This is a genomic window from Leifsonia sp. fls2-241-R2A-40a (assembly GCF_030209575.1).
Lineage (GTDB): Bacteria > Actinomycetota > Actinomycetes > Actinomycetales > Microbacteriaceae > Leifsonia.
Genome location: NZ_JARVRS010000001.1, coordinates 2,982,203 through 3,002,459, shown reverse-complemented (window position 1 = coordinate 3,002,459; position 20,257 = coordinate 2,982,203). Strand labels below are relative to the sequence as shown.

The 20,257-nt window shown below is 69.2% G+C and carries 19 protein-coding genes; 5 read left to right on the top strand and 14 right to left on the bottom strand.

Annotation, left to right across the window (positions count from 1 at the left end):
- The first annotated feature begins 142 nt into the window (after positions 1-142).
- The 3 genes from QRN40_RS14835 to QRN40_RS14825 all read left to right on the top strand — a co-directional run bounded on the left by QRN40_RS14835 (position 143) and on the right by QRN40_RS14825 (position 2,908).
- Complete coding sequence (locus tag QRN40_RS14835; protein ID WP_285116497.1) at positions 143-916, top strand: peptidylprolyl isomerase; 774 nt, start codon at positions 143-145, stop codon at positions 914-916.
- Positions 917-994: 78 nt separating this feature from the next.
- A complete protein-coding gene (locus QRN40_RS14830; RefSeq protein ID WP_285116496.1) occupies positions 995-2,224 on the top strand; it encodes a DUF349 domain-containing protein in 1,230 nt (409 codons plus the stop codon).
- Between the two features lie 96 nt (positions 2,225-2,320).
- Entirely contained in the window at positions 2,321-2,908 is a 588-nt protein-coding gene (locus QRN40_RS14825) for a type IV toxin-antitoxin system AbiEi family antitoxin (protein WP_285116494.1), read from the top strand.
- Here the strand turns inward: QRN40_RS14825 and QRN40_RS14820 are convergent.
- The 12 genes from QRN40_RS14820 to pdxS form a co-directional block, all read right to left on the bottom strand.
- Entirely contained in the window at positions 2,895-5,141 is a 2,247-nt protein-coding gene (locus QRN40_RS14820; protein WP_285116492.1) for a RelA/SpoT family protein, read from the bottom strand. The genes QRN40_RS14825 and QRN40_RS14820 overlap by 14 nt on opposite strands.
- 69 nt (positions 5,142-5,210) lie before the next feature.
- Positions 5,211-5,579 carry a rhodanese-like domain-containing protein gene (locus QRN40_RS14815; protein ID WP_285116490.1) on the bottom strand — a complete coding sequence of 123 codons (369 nt, stop codon included), beginning with the start codon at positions 5,577-5,579 and terminating at the stop codon, positions 5,211-5,213.
- A 9-nt stretch (positions 5,580-5,588) separates the two neighbouring features.
- On the bottom strand, positions 5,589-6,608 hold the full coding sequence (secF, locus tag QRN40_RS14810) for a protein translocase subunit SecF (protein ID WP_285116489.1): 1,020 nt from the start codon (positions 6,606-6,608) through the stop codon (positions 5,589-5,591).
- Complete coding sequence (secD, locus tag QRN40_RS14805; protein ID WP_285116488.1) at positions 6,608-8,338, bottom strand: protein translocase subunit SecD; 1,731 nt, start codon at positions 8,336-8,338, stop codon at positions 6,608-6,610. Before secD ends, secF begins: the two co-directional genes overlap by 1 nt.
- 62 nt (positions 8,339-8,400) lie before the next feature.
- Positions 8,401-8,832 (bottom strand): preprotein translocase subunit YajC, encoded by a 432-nt coding sequence (gene yajC / locus QRN40_RS14800; RefSeq protein ID WP_285116487.1) that lies wholly within the window; start codon positions 8,830-8,832, stop codon positions 8,401-8,403.
- A 57-nt stretch (positions 8,833-8,889) separates the two neighbouring features.
- A complete protein-coding gene (gene ruvB / locus QRN40_RS14795) occupies positions 8,890-9,930 on the bottom strand; it encodes a Holliday junction branch migration DNA helicase RuvB (RefSeq protein WP_285116486.1) in 1,041 nt (346 codons plus the stop codon).
- Positions 9,927-10,547, bottom strand: a complete 621-nt coding sequence (ruvA, locus tag QRN40_RS14790) for a Holliday junction branch migration protein RuvA (RefSeq protein WP_285116485.1) — start codon at positions 10,545-10,547, stop codon at positions 9,927-9,929. Before ruvA ends, ruvB begins: the two co-directional genes overlap by 4 nt.
- The gene (ruvC, locus tag QRN40_RS14785; RefSeq protein WP_285117506.1) at positions 10,544-11,131 is read right to left on the bottom strand and encodes a crossover junction endodeoxyribonuclease RuvC; all 588 of its coding nucleotides are present in this window, start codon (positions 11,129-11,131) and stop codon (positions 10,544-10,546) included. The genes ruvA and ruvC overlap by 4 nt, the downstream gene beginning before the upstream one ends.
- Positions 11,132-11,158: 27 nt before the next feature.
- Entirely contained in the window at positions 11,159-11,923 is a 765-nt protein-coding gene (locus QRN40_RS14780) for a YebC/PmpR family DNA-binding transcriptional regulator (RefSeq protein ID WP_285116484.1), read from the bottom strand.
- A 105-nt stretch (positions 11,924-12,028) separates the two neighbouring features.
- Positions 12,029-13,678 carry an FAD-dependent oxidoreductase gene (locus tag QRN40_RS14775; protein WP_285116483.1) on the bottom strand — a complete coding sequence of 550 codons (1,650 nt, stop codon included), beginning with the start codon at positions 13,676-13,678 and terminating at the stop codon, positions 12,029-12,031.
- Positions 13,679-13,761: 83 nt separating this feature from the next.
- Positions 13,762-14,361 (bottom strand): pyridoxal 5'-phosphate synthase glutaminase subunit PdxT, encoded by a 600-nt coding sequence (gene pdxT / locus QRN40_RS14770; protein WP_285117505.1) that lies wholly within the window; start codon positions 14,359-14,361, stop codon positions 13,762-13,764.
- Positions 14,362-14,364: 3 nt separating this feature from the next.
- Positions 14,365-15,267 carry a pyridoxal 5'-phosphate synthase lyase subunit PdxS gene (gene pdxS, locus QRN40_RS14765; protein WP_285116481.1) on the bottom strand — a complete coding sequence of 301 codons (903 nt, stop codon included), beginning with the start codon at positions 15,265-15,267 and terminating at the stop codon, positions 14,365-14,367.
- 102 nt (positions 15,268-15,369) lie between these two features.
- Between pdxS and QRN40_RS14760 the strand changes: the two genes are divergently transcribed.
- Together QRN40_RS14760 and pdxY are read left to right on the top strand one after the other, a co-directional pair.
- Entirely contained in the window at positions 15,370-16,680 is a 1,311-nt protein-coding gene (locus QRN40_RS14760; RefSeq protein WP_285116480.1) for an aminotransferase class I/II-fold pyridoxal phosphate-dependent enzyme, read from the top strand.
- A gap of 29 nt (positions 16,681-16,709) precedes the next feature.
- Positions 16,710-17,561: a pyridoxal kinase PdxY gene (pdxY, locus tag QRN40_RS14755; protein WP_285116479.1), complete on the top strand. Its 852-nt coding sequence runs from the start codon at positions 16,710-16,712 to the stop codon at positions 17,559-17,561.
- A gap of 27 nt (positions 17,562-17,588) precedes the next feature.
- Here pdxY and QRN40_RS14750 read toward each other — a convergent pair whose 3' ends face one another.
- Entirely contained in the window at positions 17,589-18,179 is a 591-nt protein-coding gene (locus QRN40_RS14750; protein WP_285116477.1) for an HIT family protein, read from the bottom strand.
- Positions 18,167-20,149, bottom strand: a complete 1,983-nt coding sequence (gene thrS / locus QRN40_RS14745) for a threonine--tRNA ligase (protein ID WP_285116476.1) — start codon at positions 20,147-20,149, stop codon at positions 18,167-18,169. The genes QRN40_RS14750 and thrS overlap by 13 nt, the downstream gene beginning before the upstream one ends.
- Between the last annotated feature and the right edge of the window lie 108 nt (positions 20,150-20,257).

The window sequence follows — 20,257 nt, the reverse complement described above, 5'->3', positions numbered from 1 at the left end:
CTATCAAGGCTAGTCGCCACCACCGACAGTCGAGCTGGGAGCGGCGGGTTTGTCGTCCATAGGGGCTGCGGATAGGGTTCTCCATGATCCAGCGGGCCAGGCCTCGCGGACTCCCCCCCGTACGTATCGCCGGAGGACACACGTGGCACCGAAGCAGAACGACCGCGAAGCGCGACAGGCGCGCGAGCGCCTCCGGGCGTACCAGGCGCGGCAGACCGTGCACGAGCACAAGGTCAAGCGCCGCAGGCGTGACAACTGGGTGGCCGGAATCGCCGCCCTGGTCATCGTCGCTCTGGCGGTCGGCACGCAGCTCCTCTACTTCTCCGCGGGCCCGGGCGCCGCCAAAGCCTCCGCCTCCGCCTCCGCCTCGCCCTCCGCAGCCGCCGGCGCCGTCCCGCCGAAGACGCTCGCCGAGGACCGCACCTGGACCGGGACGATGACGATCAACGGCATCCCGCTCGGGGTCTCGCTCGATGGCGCAGCCGCCCCGCAGGCGGTGTCGTCCACCGTTTCGCTGGTGCAGAAGAAGTTCTACGACGGACTGACCTGTCACCGTCTGACCAACGGCGGCTTCTACGTCCTGCAGTGCGGCGATCCCGAAGGCAATGGCCAGGGCGGTCCTGGCTACGAGTACGGACCGATCGAGAACGCACCGAAGGACAACGTCTACAAGGCGGGGACGATCGCCATGGCGCGCCAGAGCGACAAGGCCTCGAGCCAGGGCAGCCAGTTCTTCATCGTCTACAAGGACACCCCTATCCCGGCGGACTCGGCTGGCGGCTACACCGTCATCGGGCAGGTGACCTCGGGTCTCGATCAGCTGGAGACGCAGGTCACGGACAAGGGCGTCGAAGGCGGAAAGACCGACGGCGCGCCCGCCGTGAAGACCACCATCGACAGCTTCAGCCTGCAGTGATCGCGGCGCGTGCAATAGGCTGATTCCCGAACGTGGGGCGGCATCCCGCCCGGATCGCGCAGCAGCAAGGTGAGGCTCTTGGCTACTTCTGAACAGCACCCCTGGGGACGTGTCGATGACACCGGAACCGTCTATGTCCGCGAGGGCGACGGCGAACGTGTCGTGGGCGAGTACCCCGACGGCTCTGCCGAGGAGGCGCTCGCGTACTTCGAGCGCAAGTACACGGATCTCGCCGGTCAGGTCAGCCTGCTGGAACAGCGTGCCCGACGCGGCGCACCCGCCAACGACATCGCGAAGTCGGTCGCCAATCTGCGCTCCGCCGTCGAGGGGGCCAACGCCGTCGGCGACCTGGCCTCGCTCCTGACCCGCCTGGATGCGCTGGGCGGCACCGTCGAAGAACTGACCGAGCAGCAGAGCGCCGAGGCCAAGGCCGCGCTCGATGCGGCCGTCGCCGAGCGCACGTCGATCGTCGAGCAGGCGGAGGCTCTCGCCGCTCAGGACCCGGCACGCACGCAGTGGAAGACAACGAGCGCCGAGCTCGACGCCCTCTTCGCGCGTTGGCAGGCGCACCAGCACGACGGGCCACGCCTTCCGAAGAACGAGGCCAACGAGCTCTGGAAGCGGTTCCGCGCCGCGCGTTCGACGATCGAGCACAACCGCAAGGCGTTCTTCGCCGAGCTCGACACGCAGCACCGCGATGTCCGCAACCGCAAGACCGCTCTGATCGAGGAGGCCGAGCGCCTCATCCCCCAGGGCGCCGACGGTGTGCCGGAGTACCGGCGCCTGCTCGACCAGTGGAAGGCCGCTGGGCGCGCCGGCAAGAAGAACGACGATGCCCTCTGGGCCCGCTTCAAGGCCGCCGGCGACGCGATCTACTCCGCGAAAGCCGAAGTGGATGCTCGCGACAGCGCCGAGTACGAGGGCAACCTGCAGCAGAAGCTCGCGCTGCTCGATGAGGCCGAGCCGCTGCTCAAGGCGACCGACCGCGAGACGGCCCGCGCTCAGCTGCTCTCGATCCAGGAGCGCTGGGACCAGATCGGCCGCGTGCCGCGCGAGCAGGTGCGCCCGATCGAGGACCGGCTGCGGCGTATCGAGGCGGCCGTTCGTCGCCTCGACGAGGAGCACTGGGAGAAGAACAACCCCGAGAAGAAGGCTCGCTCGGAGGGTCTCGCGAGCCAGCTCAACGCGGCGATCGCCAAGCTCGAGCAGGAGTTGGCGGATGCGCAGGCCACCGGTGACGCGGCCAAGGTGAAGGCAGCGCAGGAAGCGCTCGACGCGCGCAAGATCTGGCTCGACGCGCTGGGCTGAGCACCGCGTCCCGTCCACAGGCGGGCATCCTCTCGGGTTCTCCACCGTTTCGACGATGATCGAGCGCTGCGGAGGTCGGCGCACGAGGCTGGGTCCATGACCTCGATCTCACCGCCTCTCCTCGACGCCGGCATCCTGCCGGTCGTCGAACTGCTCGCTCTCTGTCTCGACGGCCACCTGTTCCGGGTGGGCGACGCGTTCGCCACGGTCGACACCCCTGACGGTCCCGCACTGCGGGCGCAGGGGTTCGCGCGTTCCGCGCCGGGCTGGGCGGTCGCCGATCGCGGCTCCGCCGCCTGGATCCACGGCACGCGCTCGGTGCCGCCGCCGGTCCCGCAGGTGTGCGTCCCTCCGAACCGGCGGGGCGGCGTGCGCTCCCCGTCCGTCGACACCAGTCATCGGGCGCTCGCGGCCGGCGACACGATGGCGTTCGGGGGCGTCATCGTCACCACGCCCGTCCGCACGGCGGTCGATCTGCTGAGCACTTCGCCGACGTTCGACGAAGCGGAGGCGCTGGAGGTGCGCCACCTGCTCGCGCTGGCGGCGGTGACACCGGCCGAACTCGACGAGCTCCTTCGCGCGAGCAGGCGGAAGGGATGCGGCGTAGCGCGCAGCCGCATGCCCGCGGTCGCCCGCGCGACCCTCCCCGGGCTGAAGGCGGAGTCGCCGGTCAGCCGCCGCTGACGCGATAGACGTCGTAGACGGCGTCGATGCGCCGGACCGCGTTGAGAACCCGATCCAGGTGGGTGGTGTCACCCATCTCGAAGACGAAACGGCTGATGGCCAAGCGGTCGCTCGACGTGGTGACCGTCGCGGAAAGGATGTTCACATGATGCTCGGACAGCACGCGCGTAACGTCGCTCAACAGGCCGGAGCGGTCGAGCGCCTCCACCTGGATCTGCACCAGGAAGACGCTCTTCGAGCTCGGCGCCCACTCGACGTCGATCATGCGCTCGGGCTCATGCAGCAGCGACTGGACGTTATGGCAGTTCGACTGGTGCACCGAGACACCCTGGCCGCGGGTGATGAAACCGACGATCGGGTCGCCCGGCACCGGGGTGCAGCATTTCGCAAGCTTCACCAGGATGTCCGGGGCACCCCGGACGAGCACGCCGGAATCGCTGTTGCGCAGCTGGCGACGACCCTTGGCCGGGATCTCCAGCTCGCTGTCCGACTCGACCTCGGTCTGGAGGGAGGCGACGATCTTCTCGATCACCGACTGGGTCGAGATGTGACCCTCGCCGACGGCCGCATACAACGCGGAGACGTCGGGATGCTTGAGCGACGATGCGACCTCGACGAGCGCATCCTGCGTCATCAGCTTCTGAAGCGGGAGGTTCTGCTTGCGCATCGCTCGCGCGATCGCATCCTTGCCCTGCTCGATCGCCTCGTCGCGGCGCTCCTTGGTGAACCACTGGCGGATCTTGTTGCGGGCTCGCGGGCTCTTGACGAAGTTGAGCCAGTCCTGGCTGGGGCCGGAATCGGGGTTCTTCGAGGTGAAGATCTCGACGACGTCGCCGGTGTTGAGACTGCTCTCCAGCGGCACGAGCCGGCCGTTGACCTTGGCGCCCATGGTGCGGTGCCCGACCTCGGTGTGCACGGCGTACGCGAAGTCGACCGGCGTCGCCCCGGCCGGGAGGCCGATGACGCGCCCCTTCGGCGTGAAGACGTAGACCTCTTTCGCGCCGATCTCGAAGCGCAGGGAGTCCAGGAACTCGCTGGGGTCGGCGGTCTCCGCCTGCCAGTCGGAGATGTGGGCGAGCCAGGCGAGATCGTTGTCGACCTTCGCCGGACCGCCGCTGCTCTTGCCGGTGGTCTGCTCCTTGTACTTCCAGTGCGCCGCGACACCGAACTCCGCACGCTGGTGCATCTCCTCGGTGCGGATCTGGATCTCGACCGGCCGACCCTGGGGGCCGATCACGGTCGTGTGGAGCGACTGGTACAGGTTGAACTTCGGTGTCGCGATGTAGTCCTTGAAGCGGCCGGGCATCGGCGTCCAGCGCGCATGGATCTGACCGAGGACGGCGTAACAGTCGCGCACGGTGTTCACCAGGACGCGGATGCCGACCAGGTCGTAGATGTCGTCGAACTCGCGGCCGCGCACGACCATCTTCTGGTAGATCGAGTAGTACTGCTTCGGCCGGCCCACGACCTTGCCGCGGATCTTCGCCGACTTGAGGTCGTCGTTGATCGCGTCGATGACCTGCTGCACCAGCCGCTCGCGCTCGGGGGTGCGCTGCTTCACGAGACTCTCGATCTCGGCGTACAGCTTCGGGTAGAGCACTGCGAACGACAGGTCCTCGAGCTCCCACTTGATCGCCTGGATGCCGAGCCGGTGAGCGAGCGGAGCGTAGATCTCGAGGGTCTCCGTGGCCTTGCGCGTGGCGGAGGCGGCGGGGACGAAGCCCCAGGTGCGCGCGTTGTGCAGACGGTCGGCCAGCTTGATGATGAGCACGCGGATGTCCTTCGACATCGCGACGATCATCTTCCGGACGGTCTCCGCCTGCGCACTGTCGCCGTACTTGACCTTGTCGAGCTTGGTGACGCCGTCCACCAGCATCGCGATCTCGTCGCCGAACTGGTCGCGGAGCTCATCGAGCGTGTATTCGGTGTCCTCGACCGTGTCGTGCAGCAGCGCCGCGGCGATGGTCTTGGCGCCGATACCGAGGTCGGCGATGATCTGGGCGACGGCGACCGGGTGCGTGATGTACGGCTCGCCCGAGCGCCGCTTCTGGCCCTGGTGGGCACGCTCCGCAACGGAGTACGCGCGCTCGATGAGCGAGAGGTCGGCCTTCGGGTGGTGCATCCGCACGGTGCGGATCAACGTGTCGACGGCGCCGGAGGGCTGGGCCCGGGAGAAGATGCGGGGCACCAGGCGGCGCAGGGAAGCGCTCTGCGATGTCGTCGTATCAACCATTCGCGCGCCTCCTGTCGTCCATTATGGTCGCTTTCGCCGACCGTTCTGTCACGGTCGACGTCAGCGGACTCAGGCGATCGCTCCTGGCGTACCGTCGTCGCGCAGCACGGGGGCGCCCGCCGCCTGCCAGGCGCCCATTCCGCCCTCGACGTTCGCGGCCGGGTAGTTGGCCTCGTTCAGGGCATCGGTCACCATGCGGGACCGCGCACCGCTCCGGCAGATCACCAGCAGTTGGCGGTCTTCCGGGAGCTCGTGCTGGCGTGCTCCGAGTTCACCCATCGGGATGTGGTGCGCGCCGGGCGCGTGGCCCGCCTCCCACTCGTAGTCCTCGCGGACGTCGAGCAGCCAGGCTTCGCCGGCATCGGTCAGGTCGCGCGCACGCGAGGCGGAGACCTCGTCTTCGGCGAGGAACCCGGGGTTCGCGGCGGCGTCCGTCATCCGGTTCGACTACTTCCCGGCCGTTGCGACGGCATCGGCCGTGACCGTTGCCTTCGGACGGATGGAGAGCACCTTCTGGTCGTGCTTGCGGATCGCCGGCTCCTTCTCGCGGAACTGCGAGTACATCGGCGCCGCCAGGAAGATGGTCGAGTAGGTGCCCACGATGATGCCGATCAGCAGGGCGAGCGAGATGTCGCGCAGCGTCGCCGCTCCCAGCGCGTATGCGCCGATGAAGAGGATGGACGCCACCGGCAGAACAGCCACCACGGCGGTGTTGATCGATCGCACCAGGGTCTGGTTGACGGCGAGGTTGACCGATTCGGCGAAGGTCCGCCGGGTGAGCTCCAGCTCTTCCTTGGTGTTCTCGCGGATCTTGTCGAACACCACGACGGTGTCGTACAGCGAGTAGCCGAGGATGGTCAGGAAGCCGATCATCGTCGCCGGCGAGACCTCGAAGCCGACCAGCGCGTAGATGCCCGCGGTGATGATGAGGTCGTGGAAGAGCGAGATGATCGCCGCGGCCGACATCTTCCAGGTGCGGAAGTACAAGGCCATCGCGATGAACGCGAGGAGCAGGAAGACGACGAGACCCTGGATGGACTGCTGCGTCACATCCGCGCCCCACGAGGGACCGATGAACGTGGCCGAGACCTCCGACGGGTCGACGTTGTACGCCTTCGCCAGCGCGTCGGACACGTCGTGCGTCTGCGCCTCCGAGAGCTGATCCGTCTGCACACGCACCGCGTTGTTGCCGACGACGCTCACGTGAGACACGGCGTTCGGCACCACGCTGGTGACCGCGGCCTGGGCCTTGCTCGTGTCGGTGGTCGAGACGTTGGTGATCTGGAACTGCGATCCGCCACGGAACTCGATGGAGAAGTTGAAACCGCCCTTGACCACGGGGATCAGGATGGCGAGCACGACCATGACGGCCGCGATGGCGTACCAGACCTTGCGTCGGCCGACGAAGTCGATCGAACGCGCCCCGGTGTAGAGGTCGTTACCGAATTTCACGAGCCGGCTGGCCATCAGGAGTCCTTCCCCTCGGTCGAACGATCCGAGGACGTCGAGGCGCCGGCGAGCTCTGCCGCCTTGCGCTCCGCGATCGTCTGGCGGCGAGCCGCCTCCTTGCCGCTGCGGACGGCGGTACCGGCCTTGACGGTGGCGGTGGGAGCGCGGAACTGCGCCGCCCCCCGGTACACCGCGCCCAGAGCCTGCGGGTCGAGACCGGACAGCGGATGACCGGAGCTGAAGAACCGCGTGCGGGCCAGCAGCTGCAGCGTCGGGTGGGTGAAGAGCAGCACGACGATGACGTCGATGATCGTCGTCAAGCCGAGAGTGAATGCGAAGCCACGGACGTTGGCGGCGGCAAGGATGTAGAGCACGACCGCCGCGAGCAGGTTGGTGGCCTTCGACGCGTAGATCGTGCGCCGGGCGCGCGCCCAGCCCGCCTCGACCGCGGACTCCAGCCCACGGCCGTCGCGCAACTCGTCTCGGATGCGTTCGAAGTACACGATGAACGAGTCGGCTGTGAAGCCGATCGCGACGATCAGACCCGCCACGCCGGCGAGCGACAGGCGGTAGTCGTAGTGCCACGACAGCAGCGAGATCGTCAACCAGGTGAGCACACCGGCGACCACCAGCGAGGTGATCGTGACCAGGCCCAGAAGGCGGTACTGGAAGAACGTGTAGATCGCGACGAGGATCAGGCCGATCAGGCCGGCGATGAGGCCGGCGAGGAGCTGAGCCGTTCCCAGCGTCGCCGAGATGGTGTCCTGGCTCTGCACCTTGAAGCTGAACGGCAGCGCGCCGAACTTCAGCTGGTCGGCGAGTGCCTTGGCCGTGGTCTCGGTGAAGTTACCGGTGATCTGCGGCTTGCCGTCGGTGATGGCCGCCTGAGTCGTGGGCGCCGAGATGACCTTGCCGTCGAGCACGATCGCGAACTGGTTCTGCGCGTTCTGCAGCCCCACGAGGCGGGTGGTGACGTCGGCGAAGGCCTTCGTTCCCGCGTCGTTGAACACGATGTTGACGGCCCACTGACCGGTCGTGACGCCCTGCGAGCTCTGCACGAGGCCCGCGCTGGCGTCCTTGATGTCCTGACCCTTGACCTCGACCGGGCCGAGCAGGTACTTGACCGTGTTCTGGTCGTCGCAGGTGATCAGTGGCTGGTCCGTCGGCGCCGAACTGGACGTCTTGTTCGCGTTCGCCTTGCAGTCGTACGCGTCGAACTCCGCCTGCAGCTTGGGGGTCACCCAGGCCAGGTCGCTGCCGTTCGTCGGCTTGGTCGACGGCGTCGACTGCAGGCCGGGCGCCGGCGACGGAGCCGGGGTCGACTTGCCGTCGGCGCCCACCACCTCGTTCGTCGGACCGCCGGCGATCAGCACCGGGCGGAAGTCGAGGCGCGCGCTCGACTTGACGCGATCGAGCGTCGCCTGGTCGGGCTTGCCCGGCAGCGACACGACGATGTTGCGCGAGCCCTCGGTCGAGATCTGCGCCTCGGAGACACCCGACGCGTCGATGCGCTGACGGATGATCGAGACCGCCTGGTCCAGCTGCTCCTGCTGCACCGACTGACCGTTCTCGACCTGCGGCGCGAGGATGATCTGCGTGCCGCCCTCGAGGTCGAGGGCGAGCTTAGGCAGCCAGGTGGCATTGCTGAACAGGACGCCGGCCGTGAGGGTGCCCAGGAGCACCACCACGATGACGCCGAGCCACGTCAGCGAACGCCAGGCTTTCTTGACCGGGGTCGACTTTGCCACCAGGAACTCAGCTTTCTACGAGCGCTCCGACCCCGTCGTGGGGGCCGGAGCACAGGGAATGTTTAGTCGTCGCTCTTCGCGCCGGGCTTCTTGGCCTCGTCGACACGCTCGCCGTACTCGGGAGCAGTCGCGTCGGCCGCGTCGGCGGTGATCGCGTGGTCCTGGTTGAGCTCGACGCCGGGAGCGGCCGCGGCCGTGGCAGCGTCATCGCCGGCGGGCTCCGCGACGGTCGGCTCGACGACGCGGGCGAGCACCTGACGGTGCACCTTCACGACGTGGCCGGGGCTCGTCTCGATCATGGCGGTGTTGTCGCTCTCGTCGACCGACACCAGCGTGCCGTAGAGGCCGAAGTTGGTCATGACCTCGGCGCCGGGCACCATCTTCGAGCGCGTGTCCTCCTGCTCGCGGCGCCGCTTGCGGCTGTTCCGGAACATGAAGAAGACGAGGGCCGCCAGGATGACGACCATCAGGATGGTCAACGGGTCAAAGACCATGGAGCTGCCGAACCTTTCAATAGGGGGCAAGGGGATTGGCCGAACGGCCAGCTTGGATTATATGTCATCGATCAGCGTCGGTGGCTGGGAAGAGCCAGGCTGTCGACTGGGGATGCCCAAGTGCCGCCACGCCGCCGCCGTCGCCATGCGTCCGCGCGGCGTGCGGGAGAGTAGCCCGATGCGGACGAGGAACGGCTCGACCACCGATTCGATGGTCTCCGCCTCCTCGCCGACCGAGACCGCGAGGGTGTTGAGTCCGACGGGGCCGCCGTCGAAGCGCTCGAGGAGGATGTGCAGCACCGCACGGTCGAGCCGGTCGAGGCCGAGCGGATCGACGTCGTACAGTTCGAGGGCCGCGCGCACCGCATCCACGTCGGCTCGTCCCCCGTGCACCAGCGCGTAGTCGCGCACGCGGCGCAGCAGGCGGTTGGCGATACGCGGGGTGCCGCGGCAGCGGCCGGCGATCTCCGCCAGCGCCTCCCGGTCGATGTCGAACTCGAGCATCGTGGCCGCTCGCGAGAGCACCTGCGCCAGTTCTGCCTCGTCGTAGAACTCGAGATGGGCGGTGAAGCCGAAGCGGTCGCGCAGCGGGTTGGGCAGGAGCCCGGACCGCGTGGTCGCGCCGACCAGGGTGAAGGGCGCCAGATCGAGCGGGATGGACGTCGCTCCCGCACCCTTGCCGACCATGATGTCGATCCGGAAGTCCTCCATCGCGAGGTACAGCATCTCCTCCGCCGAGCGCGCCATGCGGTGGATCTCGTCGATGAAGAGCACCTCGCCGGGCGTGAGCGACGACAGCAGCGCCGCCAGGTCGCCGGCATGCTGGATGGCGGGACCGCTGGAGAGACGAAGCGGCCGGCCGCTCTCGTGCGCCACGATCATCGCGAGCGTCGTCTTGCCGAGGCCGGGCGGACCGGCGAGCAGGATGTGGTCGGCGGTCCGCTCCTGCATCCGGGCTGCGGTGAGGAGTAGCTGCAGCTGACCGCGCACCTTCGCCTGCCCGACGAACTCCGCCAGGCTCCGCGGGCGCAGAGCGCCCTCGAAGGCGAGCTCCGATTCCGATTCGAGTTCGGGAGCCGTCAGATCGTCGTCGGTCATCGTGCGGCCTGCTTCGCCGGGCCGAGCCGCGCGAGAGTGAGTCGCAGCAGGGTCTGGACGCTGTCGCGCTGCTTCTCATCGGTGTCGGAGACGACCTCGACGACGGCCTCCGCCGCCACCTTCTCCGGCCAGCCGAGGCCGACGAGCGCAACCAGGACGCTGTCGGCGACCGAGGACGGCGCGCCAGCCACCTTGACGGCCCGCGCAGGGCGACGTGAGGCGACGATCTTGCCGGTCAGGGAGACCACGATGAGCTTGGCCGTCTTGGGTCCGATTCCGGACACCTTGCGGAAGGGAGCGTCGTCGTCAGCCGCCACCGCGGCGGCGATGTCGTCGGGGCTCAGCACGGACAGCACGCCGATGGCCGACTTTGGGCCGACACCGGAGACGCCGTTGAGCAGTTCGAACACCTCCAGCTGCTCGCGGTCGGCGAAGCCGAACAGCTGCAGCGCATCCTCACGCACGATGAGAGACGTGTAGAGGAACGCCTCCTCGCCGACACGCAGCGACAGCACATGGTCGGGCGTGAGCTGCAGTGCGAAGCCGACCCCGCCCACCTCGATGACGGCGGTGCCGCCCCGAGCGTCGAGGACGGTACCGCGGAGGGAGGAGATCACCGTGCAAGCTTACGGGGGGCCGCCGACGTCCGACCGGAGCGCTCCGCGGCGCGCCACGCCTGCTGCGCCGGGGTCAGCGCAGCCGTCGCTCCCCCGGCATCCGGTGCTACCGGTCCGCCGCGCCAGGCATGGCAGATCGCGATGGCCAGCGCATCCGCCGCGTCCGCCGGCTTCGGCGCCTCGGCCAGGCCCAGGATGCGCGCCACCATTGCCTGCACCTGCTTCTTGTCGGCGGAACCGTATCCGGTGATGGCCGCCTTCACCTCGCTCGGGGTGTGCAGCCCGACCGCGAGTCCGCGCTTGGCGGCGGCGTGGAGGGCGACGCCGCTGACCTGCGCGGTCCCCATCACGGTCCGCAGGTTGTGCTGGGCGAAGACGCGCTCGATCGCGACCACGGCGGGTCCGTGCTCGTCGAGCAGCGCTTCGATGCCGGTGCCCACGGCCAGGAGGCGTTCCTCCAGAGCCATCGTGGGCGGTGTCCGGATGACGGTCACGTGGACGAGCGTCGCGCGGCGGTCCGCCCGCACGTCGACGATGCCGACGCCGCAGCGCGTGAGGCCGGGGTCGATGCCGAGCACCCTGATGGTCATGGTCTCGGCCCGCTCGCGCCGCTACTCGTCGTCTTCGTCGAGCTGCGCCTGAACCTCGGGGGTGATGTCGAGGTTCGTGTAGACGTTCTGGACGTCGTCGGAGTCCTCGAGCGCGTCGATCAGCCGGAAGACCTTCCGGGCGACCTCGGCGTCGGCGTCGACGTTCACGGTCGCGACGAACTCCGCGTCGGCGGAGTCGTAGTCGATCCCGGCCTCCTGCAGCGCGGTACGCGCGGCGACCAGGTCGGAGGCCTCCGTCACCACTTCGAAGCTCTCCCCGCGGTCGGTGACCTCTTCGGCCCCAGCGTCGAGCACGGCGGTGAGGACCGTGTCCTCATCCACGCCGTCGGCGTGGGGGACCACGATGACGCCCTTGCGGTGGAAGTTGTACGCGACGCTGCCCGGGTCGGCCATGGTGCCGCCGTTGCGCGTCATCGCCGTGCGGACCTCAGCGGCCGCGCGGTTCCGGTTCTCGGTGAGGCACTCGATCAAAAGCGCGACGCCGCCGGGACCGTAGCCCTCGTACATGATCGTCGTGTAGTCGATCGACTCACCGGTGAGCCCGGCGCCGCGCTTGATCGCGCGGTCGATGTTGTCGTTCGGGACCGAGGTCTTCTTGGCCTTCTGCACCGCGTCGACGAGCGTCGGGTTGCCGGACATGTCGGCGCCGCCGGTCTTCGCCGCCACCTCGATGTTCTTGATCAGCTTGGCGAAGGACTTCGCGCGGCGGGCGTCGATCACCGCCTTCTTGTGCTTGGTCGTTGCCCACTTGGAATGCCCGGACACTGGTGCTCCCTCGGATTACGTTCTGAACCCGTCCATAATAATGCCTCGGCCGCTCCCGCCCGGGAGGACGCGGCTGACCGGACCGTGCCGGCCGGACGCGGCGGCTCAGCGCACGGCGAGCGCCCGGTGCACCGACGCGACCGCGCTGGCGCCTTCGCCGACCGCCGCTGCGATCCGCTTCATCGACCCGTGGCGGACGTCGCCCGCCGCGAACACCCGCGGCAGGCTCGTCTCGAACGGCAGCGGACCGCGGCTCCCGTCATCCGGTGCCGGAAGATCGACGTCGGTGAGCAGGAACCCGCTGCCATCCGCGGCTGCCCCCGCGAGCCACGAGGCTCCGGGCTGGGCGCCCACGAAGCAGAACAGGGCGGCCGCAGGGATGCGCGCCGATTCGCCCGTATCGGACGAGGTGACGGTGACCTCTTCCAGCTGGTCCTCGCCGTGGAGCCCCGTGACATCCGAGGACACGTGAACGTGGATGCGCTCATGCGCGACGACGCGGTCGACGAGATAAGTGGACATCTTCGCCTCGATGGACGGCCCGCGCACGACCAGGGCGACGTCACCGCCGAGTCCGGCGAGGTACAGCGCCGCCTGGCCTGCGGAGTTGGCGCCGCCGACGACGACCGACGGGCGCCGGTCGACGGTCCGCGCCTCCAGCTCCGTCGTGGCGAAGAAGATGCTGCCGCCCTCGAACTGCGCCCAGTTGTCCAGGGGCAGCCGGCGATACCGCGCTCCGGTCGCGACGACGACGGAGCGCGCACGGATGCTGTCGCCGTCGCCGAGCTCGAGCACGATGCCGTCCGCGTCGTGCCGGAGCTGGGTCACCTCGGCGGGTGCGGAGAGCCGCACGCCGAACTTCAGCGCCTGCACGAGTCCGAGCTCGGTCAGTTCCGCGCCCGAGAGCCCGGACGGGAATCCCAGGTAGTTCTCGATCCGCGAGCTGGCCGCGGCCTGCCCGCCCGGGGCCAGGGCGTCGAGCACGAGGGTGCTCAGGCCCTCGGAGGCGCCGTAGATCCCGGCAGCCAGCCCCGCCGGGCCGGCACCGACCACGACGAGGTCGAACGAGTCGCCGTCCCGGTAGCGGAAGGCGAGTCCGACCGTCTCGGCGAGCTGGCGCGGCGTGGCGTTGGGAAGCACGGTCTCCCGCGCCAGAACGAGCGGCAGCTCGGCCTCGGTGTGCCCGACCGCCTCCAGCGCCTCGCGCCCAGCCTCGGTTCCGACGTCGATCCAGCGGTGCGGGAGCTCCATGCGGGCGGCGTACCGACGCAGCGCCAGCGCGCCGGCGTTCCCCTCCCTGCCGAAGAGCTGGACGGTCCTGTCAGCCGCGGCCATCAGAAGCCTGCGCCGCGCACGGAACGCGCCGAGCAGCGTCTCCGAGAGTCTCGCATCCGTCGCCATGATCTGCTTGAACACGGCGTTCGGGATGCGGAGCACGCGTCCCGGCTCCACGACCAGGGCGGTGAGGATGGACGCCTGCCCGGTCAGCATGCTCAGTTCGCCGAGGAATTCGCCGGCCTGCCACTCTGCCACCACGCGGGCGCGGGATCCGGTGGTCGCCTCGCGGACGATGTCGACCCGCCCGGCCTCCACCACGAAGAAGTCCAGGTTCTCGTCGCCGGCACGGAAGAGGGTGTCGCCCTCCGCCACCTCCTCCACCGTGCCGAACGACTCCAGCCGGTGCAGGGACTCCCGGTCGAGCACCGGATTGGCGGCACTCCCGACGGGGACGCGGAAGGGGGCGCGCTCGGTCATGGCGGTCCTTGCAAGCTCGGGTGACGGGGTGCTCGTCGCGATCCTAGGGCGACGACGCGCCGGTGCACCATGCCCGGCTGCGCCTACCGCGCGTCCTGGACCTTCCGCAGGAAGTAGTCGTGGAACCGCGTATCCCCTGTGATCTCCGGGTGGAACGAGGTGCCGAGAAGGTTGCCCTGCTCGACCGCGACGACCCGGCCGTCCTCGACCTGGGCGAGCGGGGTCGCCCTCGCTCCGACGCTCTCGACGATCGGCGCGCGGATGAAGACCGCGTGCATGGGCTCCTCCCCCACGGCCGGGATGTCCAGGTCGGTCTCGAAGGAGTCCACCTGGGAGCCGAACGCGTTCCGGCGCACCGCCACATCCAGGCCGCCGAGGCTCTGCTGACCGGCGATGCCGTCGAGCACGCGGTCGGCGAGCATGATGAGTCCGGCGCACGTGCCGTACACCGGCAGACCGCCGCCGATCGCGTCGCGAAGCGGCTCGGCGAGCCCGAAGGCACGCGACAGCTTGTCCATCACGCTCGACTCGCCACCCGGGATGACCAGGCCGTCGATCTCCTCCAGCTCGGCCGGACGCCGCACCGGCACAGCGTCGGCGCCCAGGCCGCGCAGGACCGCGATGTGCTCGCGGAAGTCACCCTGCAGGGCGAGGACGCCGACCTTCGCCGTCGTTCCCGTCAGCACTTACCAGCCACGCTCGGCGAGACGGTGCGGCGCGGCCAGGTCGGACACGTTGATGCCGACCATCGCCTCGCCGAGGCCGCGGGAGACCTCCGCGATCACCTTCGCGTCGTCGTAGAAGGTCGTCGCCTTCACGATCGCCGCCGCGCGCTGCTCCGGGTTGCCCGACTTGAAGATGCCGGAGCCCACGAAGACGCCGTCGGCGCCGAGCTGCATCATCATCGCGGCATCCGCCGGGGTGGCCACGCCGCCCGCGGTGAACAGCACGACGGGGAGCTTGCCGGTCTCGGCGATCTCCGCCACCAGCTCGTACGGCGCCTGAAGCTCCTTCGCCGCGACGTACAGCTCGTCCTTGGTCATGGACTTCAGTGCGTTGATCTCGGACGTGATCTTGCGGATGTGCTTGGTCGCCTCGGAGACGTCGCCGGTTCCGGCCTCGCCCTTGGAGCGGATCATCGCCGCACCCTCGTTGATGCGCCGCAGCGCCTCACCGAGGTTGGTCGCGCCGCAGACGAAGGGGACGGTGAACTTCCACTTGTCGATGTGGTTCACGTAGTCGGCGGGCGAGAGCACCTCCGACTCGTCGATGTAGTCGACATCGAGCGCCTCCAGCACCTGGGCCTCGACGAAGTGGCCGATACGGGCCTTCGCCATGACGGGGATGGACACCTCGGCGATGATGGCCTCGATCAGGTCCGGGTCGCTCATCCGGGCGACGCCGCCCTGGGCGCGGATGTCCGCGGGGACGCGCTCCAGCGCCATGACGGCGACTGCGCCGGCGTCCTCGGCGATGCGGGCCTGCTCGGGCGTGACGACGTCCATGATGACGCCGCCCTTCAGCATCTCGGCGAGCCCGCGCTTCACGCGGCTCGAGCCCGTGGCTGCGCCCTGGTTGTTGTCTGTCATCGTCGCCCTCTCGTGCGGAACAAAGAAACTTTTGGCCTATGCCGAACGATACCATCCCGCTCCGCCTCGCTAGACTCGGCTCCGGGACACGCGGGGAGAGACATGGACGAGCACGGCATCACCGGGACGACGGCGTCCGAGATCGCCGCGAGCGTCCGCGCCCTCCACGAGCGCGGCGCCCTCCGGCGCGGCGACGCGCTCCCTCCCGTCCGGGAGCTCGCCGCCCGGCTGAGCGTGAACCGGAACACCGCGGTCGCCGCCTACCGCCTGCTCGCCCAGGCCGGAGTGGTCACCGCTCGCGGCCGAGCCGGGACCGTCATCGCGGGCGTCGAGGCGGTCGCACAGGAGGGATACGCGCAGGACAGCGTGCTGCGCGACATCGGCACCGGAAACCCGGACCCCGCACTCATCCCCGACCTGTCCCCCGCTCTCGCCGGCGCCATCGGCCGGCCCGTGCTGTACGGCGAGCCCGTGATCGACCCGGCCCTCGAGCGGCGCGCGCTCGCTTGGGTGCGCGAGGACCTGCCCGACCAGCCGGTACGGATCACGGTCACGAACGGCGCCGTGGATGCGGTCGAGCGCCTCCTGGCCCAGGCGCTGCTGCGCGACGACGCGGTCGCGCTGGAGGATCCCTGCTTCCTGGCCAGCATCCACACCGTGCGGCACGGCGGATACCGGGCCGTGCCCGTCCCCGTAGATGCCGAAGGGATGACGGTGGACGGGCTCCGCGCGGCCCTCGACGCGGGCGTCCGCGCGATCATCTGCACCCCTCGCGCGCAGAACCCGACGGGCGCGACCCTCTCTCCCGGCCGGGCCGCTGCCTTGCGGGAACTGCTGGCCGAGCATCCCTACGTGCTCGTCATCGAGGACGACCACTTCTCCATGCTGTCGCAGGCACCGTACGAGTCGCTGATCGGGCCGGACCACCGGCGGTTCGCACTGGTCCGCTCCGTCTCCAAGTTCCTCGGCCCCGACATGTGCCTCGCCGTCGCCGCCACCGACCCCGAGACAGCCGAGCGGCTGGCCTTCCGTCTGAGCCCGGGGACGACCTGGGTCAGCCACATCCTCCAGCGCCTCGTGCTCGCACAGCTCTCCGACGAAGCGGTCCTCGAGCAGATCGCCGCGGCCGGGCGCCACTACGCCGAGCGCAACGCCGCCTTCGCCCACCGTCTCACCGAGCGCGGACTCCCCACGGAGGCGCTCGACGGTCTCAGCCTCTGGGTCCCGCTGCCGGTCGAGGCGCGCGTCGTCGCGGAGCGCCTGATGCGACGCGGGTGGCTGGCACGCACCGGCGACGAGTTCCAGCTCTCCGAGCATCCCGCACCCTCGCACCATCTGCGGCTGACGGTCCACGACCTGAGCGCGGACGAGAGCGAACGCCTGCTCGAGGATCTGGTCGACGTCGCGAAGTGACCCCGACTCCGGGGTGAGAGGATCGAGGGATGAAGATCCTCTCGATCCAGTCCGCGGTCGCCTACGGTCACGTCGGCAACTCCGCCGCCGTCTTCCCGCTGCAGCGCATCGGCGTCGAGGTGCTGCCGGTGTACACGGTCACCTTCTCGAACCACACCGGCTACGGCGCCTGGCGCGGGCCGCTGATCTCCCCCGACGACGTCCGGGAGGTCATCACCGGCATCGAGGAGCGCGGCGTGCTCGGGCAGGTGGATGCGGTCCTCTCCGGCTACCAGGGCAGTGAGGGCATCGGCGACGTGATCGTCGACGCCGTGGCGCGCGTGAAGGCCGCCAACCCGGACGCCGTGTACGCCTGCGACCCGGTGATGGGCAACGCGAAGTCGGGCTGCTTCGTCGCCCCGGCCATCCCGGTGCTGCTGCGCGAGCGCGTGGTGCCGGTCGCCGACATCATCACGCCGAACCAGTTCGAGCTCGGGTTCCTCACCGAGACGTCGCCCGACACGCTCGAATCCACGCTGGAGTCGGTGGATGCGGCGCGCGCGATGGGCCCGCGCACGGTCCTCGTGACCAGTGTCGAGCGTCCGGATGCCCCCGCCGACACGATCGAGATGCTCGCGGTCGACGATGCCGGCGCGTGGATCGTGCAGACCCCGCGGCTGCCGATGAAGGCGAACGGCTCGGGCGATGTGACCGCCGCGCTGTTCACCGCGCACTACGTCCGGACCGGCGACGCCGAGCTCGCCCTGCGGAAGACCGTCTCGAGCGTGTTCGACCTGCTCACCCGCACTCACGAGTCGGGAGAGCGCGAGCTGCAGTTGGTCGAGTCGCAGGAGTCCTACGCGCACCCGCGCGAGCAGTTCGCGGTCACGCGCGTGCGCTGACCGCGCTGACCTCACCGACCGCTCCCGCTACTGCTGCGGCCAGGCGTTCGCGATGGCCTCCCGCACCTCGCCCAGGAGCTGCGGGAGCGCCTTCGTTTTGGCGATGATGGGCAGGAAGTTCGCATCCTGGGCCCACCGCGGCACGATGTGCTGGTGCAGGTGCGACGCGATCCCGGCGCCGGCGATCGCGCCCTGATTCATCCCGATGTTGAAGCCGTCGTTCTTGGACACCTCGCGGATGACGCGCATCGCGGTCTGCGTGATGCTGCCGATCTCGGCGACCTCCTCCGGCGTCGCCTGGTCGTACAGCGGGATGTGACGGTACGGGCAGACCAGCAGGTGGCCGCTGTTGTACGGGAACAGGTTGAGAAGCGCGTACGCGTGCTCGCCGCGCGCGACGATCAGCGCATCCTCGTCGCTCAGGGTCGGAGCGACGCAGAACGGGCAGTCGTCGTGACCCGGGTCGCCCTGCTGGATGTAGACCATCCGGTGCGGAGTCCACAGCCGCTGGAACTCGTCCGGGACCCCGACCAGGTACGACGGGTCGTCGATGCGGACGGGACCATCGGCCCCGTCCGCGCCGGCGCCGTCGTAGGAACCGAGGTTCAGTCGTGCCATGCCGTGTCGACCAGTTCGTGCGTGCGGATGCTCTCCACGATGCGCTCGATGGCGTCGTCGACGGTCACGCCGTTGCGCTGGGTGCCGTCGCGGAAGCGGAAGCTGACGGTGCCCGCCGACGCATCCTCTTCGCCGACGATCAGCTGGAAGGGCACCTTCGCCTTGGTGTGGGTGCGGATCTTCTTCTGCATCCGGTCGTCGGAGTGGTCCACCTCCGCGCGGACGCCCCGGGCGCGCAGCCGCGAGATCACGTCGTCGAGGAAGGGCGCGTACTGGTCCGCGACCGGGATGCCCACCACCTGCACCGGCGACAGCCACACCGGGAAGGCCCCGGCGTAGTGCTCCAGCAGGATGGCGAAGAACCGCTCGATGGAGCCGAGCAGCGCCCGGTGGATCATCGCCGGCTGCTTCCGGGTGCCGTCGGCCGCGTTGTACTCGAGCTCGAACAGCTCCGGCTGGTTGAAGTCCAGCTGGACGGTCGAGAGCTGCCAGGTGCGGCCGATCGCGTCCCGGGCCTGCACCGAGATCTTCGGGCCGTAGAAGGCCGCGCCGCCCGGATCGTCCACGAGCTCCAGCCCGGAGTCGATCGCGACCTCGCGCAGGGTCTCGGTCGCGGTCTCCCAGCTCTCGTCGCTGCCGACGTACTTGTCCGGGTCCTTGGTGGAGAGCTCCAGGTAGAAGTCGGTGAGACCGTAGCCGCGCAGGGTCTCGAGAACGAACTGCAGCTGGCGCGCCACCTCGTCCTTGATCTGGTCCTCGGCGACGTAGATGTGCGCGTCGTCCTGGGTCAGCCCGCGGACGCGGGTGAGTCCGGAGAGCGTTCCCGACTTCTCGTAGCGGTACACCGTCCCGAACTCGGACAGCCGCAGCGGCAGCTCGCGGTAGCTGCGACCGCGCGCCCGGTAGATCAGGTTGTGCATCGGGCAGTTCATGGGCTTCAAGTAGTAGTCCTGGCCCTGCCGGGTGATGTTGCCGTCCGCGTCGCGCTCCTCATCGAGGTGCATGGGAGGGAACATGCCCTCCTTGTACCAGTTGAGGTGCTGACTGGTCTCGAAGAGGTGCGCCTTGGTGATGTGCGGGGTGTTCACCATCTCGTAGCCGTTGGCGATCAGCCGATCCCGCATGTAGTCCTCGATCTCCTTGCGGATGATCCCGCCCTTGGGGTGGAAGACCGCGAGGCCCGAGCCGATCTCGTCGGGGAAGCTGAACAGGTCCATCTCGGCGCCGAGCTTGCGGTGGTCGCGCTTGGCGGTCTCCTCCATGCGGGTCTGGTAGGCCCGCAGCTCGTCCTTGCTCGGCCAGGCGGTGCCGTAGATGCGCTGCAGCTGCTTGTTCTTCTCGTTGCCGCGCCAGTAGGCGGCCGCGACGCGGGTGAGCGCCCAGCCGTTGCCGATCATGCGGGTGTTCGGGAGGTGCGGGCCGCGGCAGAGGTCCTTCCAGACCGTCTCCCCCGTCTTCGGGTCGACGTTGTCGTAGATGGTCAGCTCGCCGGAGCCCACCTCGACGCTCTCGCTCTCGTCGAACGCGGCGGTGTCGCCGTGCTGCACGCCGCCCTTCAGCCCGATGAGCTCGAGCTTGTACGGCTCGCCGGCGAGCTCGGCGCGGGCCTCGTCGTCGGTGACGACCCGGCGGACGAACCGCTGGCCCGCCCGCTGGATGCGCGACATCTCCTTCTCGAGGGCCTTCAGGTCCTCCGGGGTGAACGCCTCGGCGACATCGAAGTCGTAGTAGAAGCCGTCGGTGATCGGCGGGCCGATCCCGAGCTTCGCCTCCGGGTTCACGGCCTGCACAGCCTGTGCGAGCACATGCGCGGTGGAGTGACGCAGGATGCTGAGGCCGTCGGGCGAGTCGATGGTGACCGGTTCGACGGTGTCGGTCGTCGTGACGGTGGTCGCGAGGTCCTTCAGCTCACCGTTGACGCGCATCGCGACAACGGAACGGTCGGTGAAGAGCTCGAAGCCGTCGGCCACCTGTCCACTCCTTAGTCGTTGGTTGGGGAACTCCTCAACTCTAGCGGGAGCCCACTCACCCCCACATCGCGTGGCAGCGCGGAACGACCTGTACACCGTAGACTTCGA

Coding starts and splice junctions, on each gene's coding strand:
- QRN40_RS14825 (WP_285116494.1), top strand. CDS start 2,321: ATGACCTCGATCTCACCGCCTCTCCTCGACGCCGGCATCCTGCCGGTC.
- QRN40_RS14820 (WP_285116492.1), bottom strand. CDS start 5,141: ATGGTTGATACGACGACATCGCAGAGCGCTTCCCTGCGCCGCCTGGTG.
- QRN40_RS14815 (WP_285116490.1), bottom strand. CDS start 5,579: ATGACGGACGCCGCCGCGAACCCCGGGTTCCTCGCCGAAGACGAGGTC.
- secF (WP_285116489.1), bottom strand. CDS start 6,608: ATGGCCAGCCGGCTCGTGAAATTCGGTAACGACCTCTACACCGGGGCG.
- yajC (WP_285116487.1), bottom strand. CDS start 8,832: ATGGTCTTTGACCCGTTGACCATCCTGATGGTCGTCATCCTGGCGGCC.
- ruvB (WP_285116486.1), bottom strand. CDS start 9,930: ATGACCGACGACGATCTGACGGCTCCCGAACTCGAATCGGAATCGGAG.
- QRN40_RS14775 (WP_285116483.1), bottom strand. CDS start 13,678: ATGACCGAGCGCGCCCCCTTCCGCGTCCCCGTCGGGAGTGCCGCCAAT.
- pdxS (WP_285116481.1), bottom strand. CDS start 15,267: ATGACAGACAACAACCAGGGCGCAGCCACGGGCTCGAGCCGCGTGAAG.
- QRN40_RS14760 (WP_285116480.1), top strand. CDS start 15,370: ATGGACGAGCACGGCATCACCGGGACGACGGCGTCCGAGATCGCCGCG.
- pdxY (WP_285116479.1), top strand. CDS start 16,710: ATGAAGATCCTCTCGATCCAGTCCGCGGTCGCCTACGGTCACGTCGGC.
- QRN40_RS14750 (WP_285116477.1), bottom strand. CDS start 18,179: ATGGCACGACTGAACCTCGGTTCCTACGACGGCGCCGGCGCGGACGGG.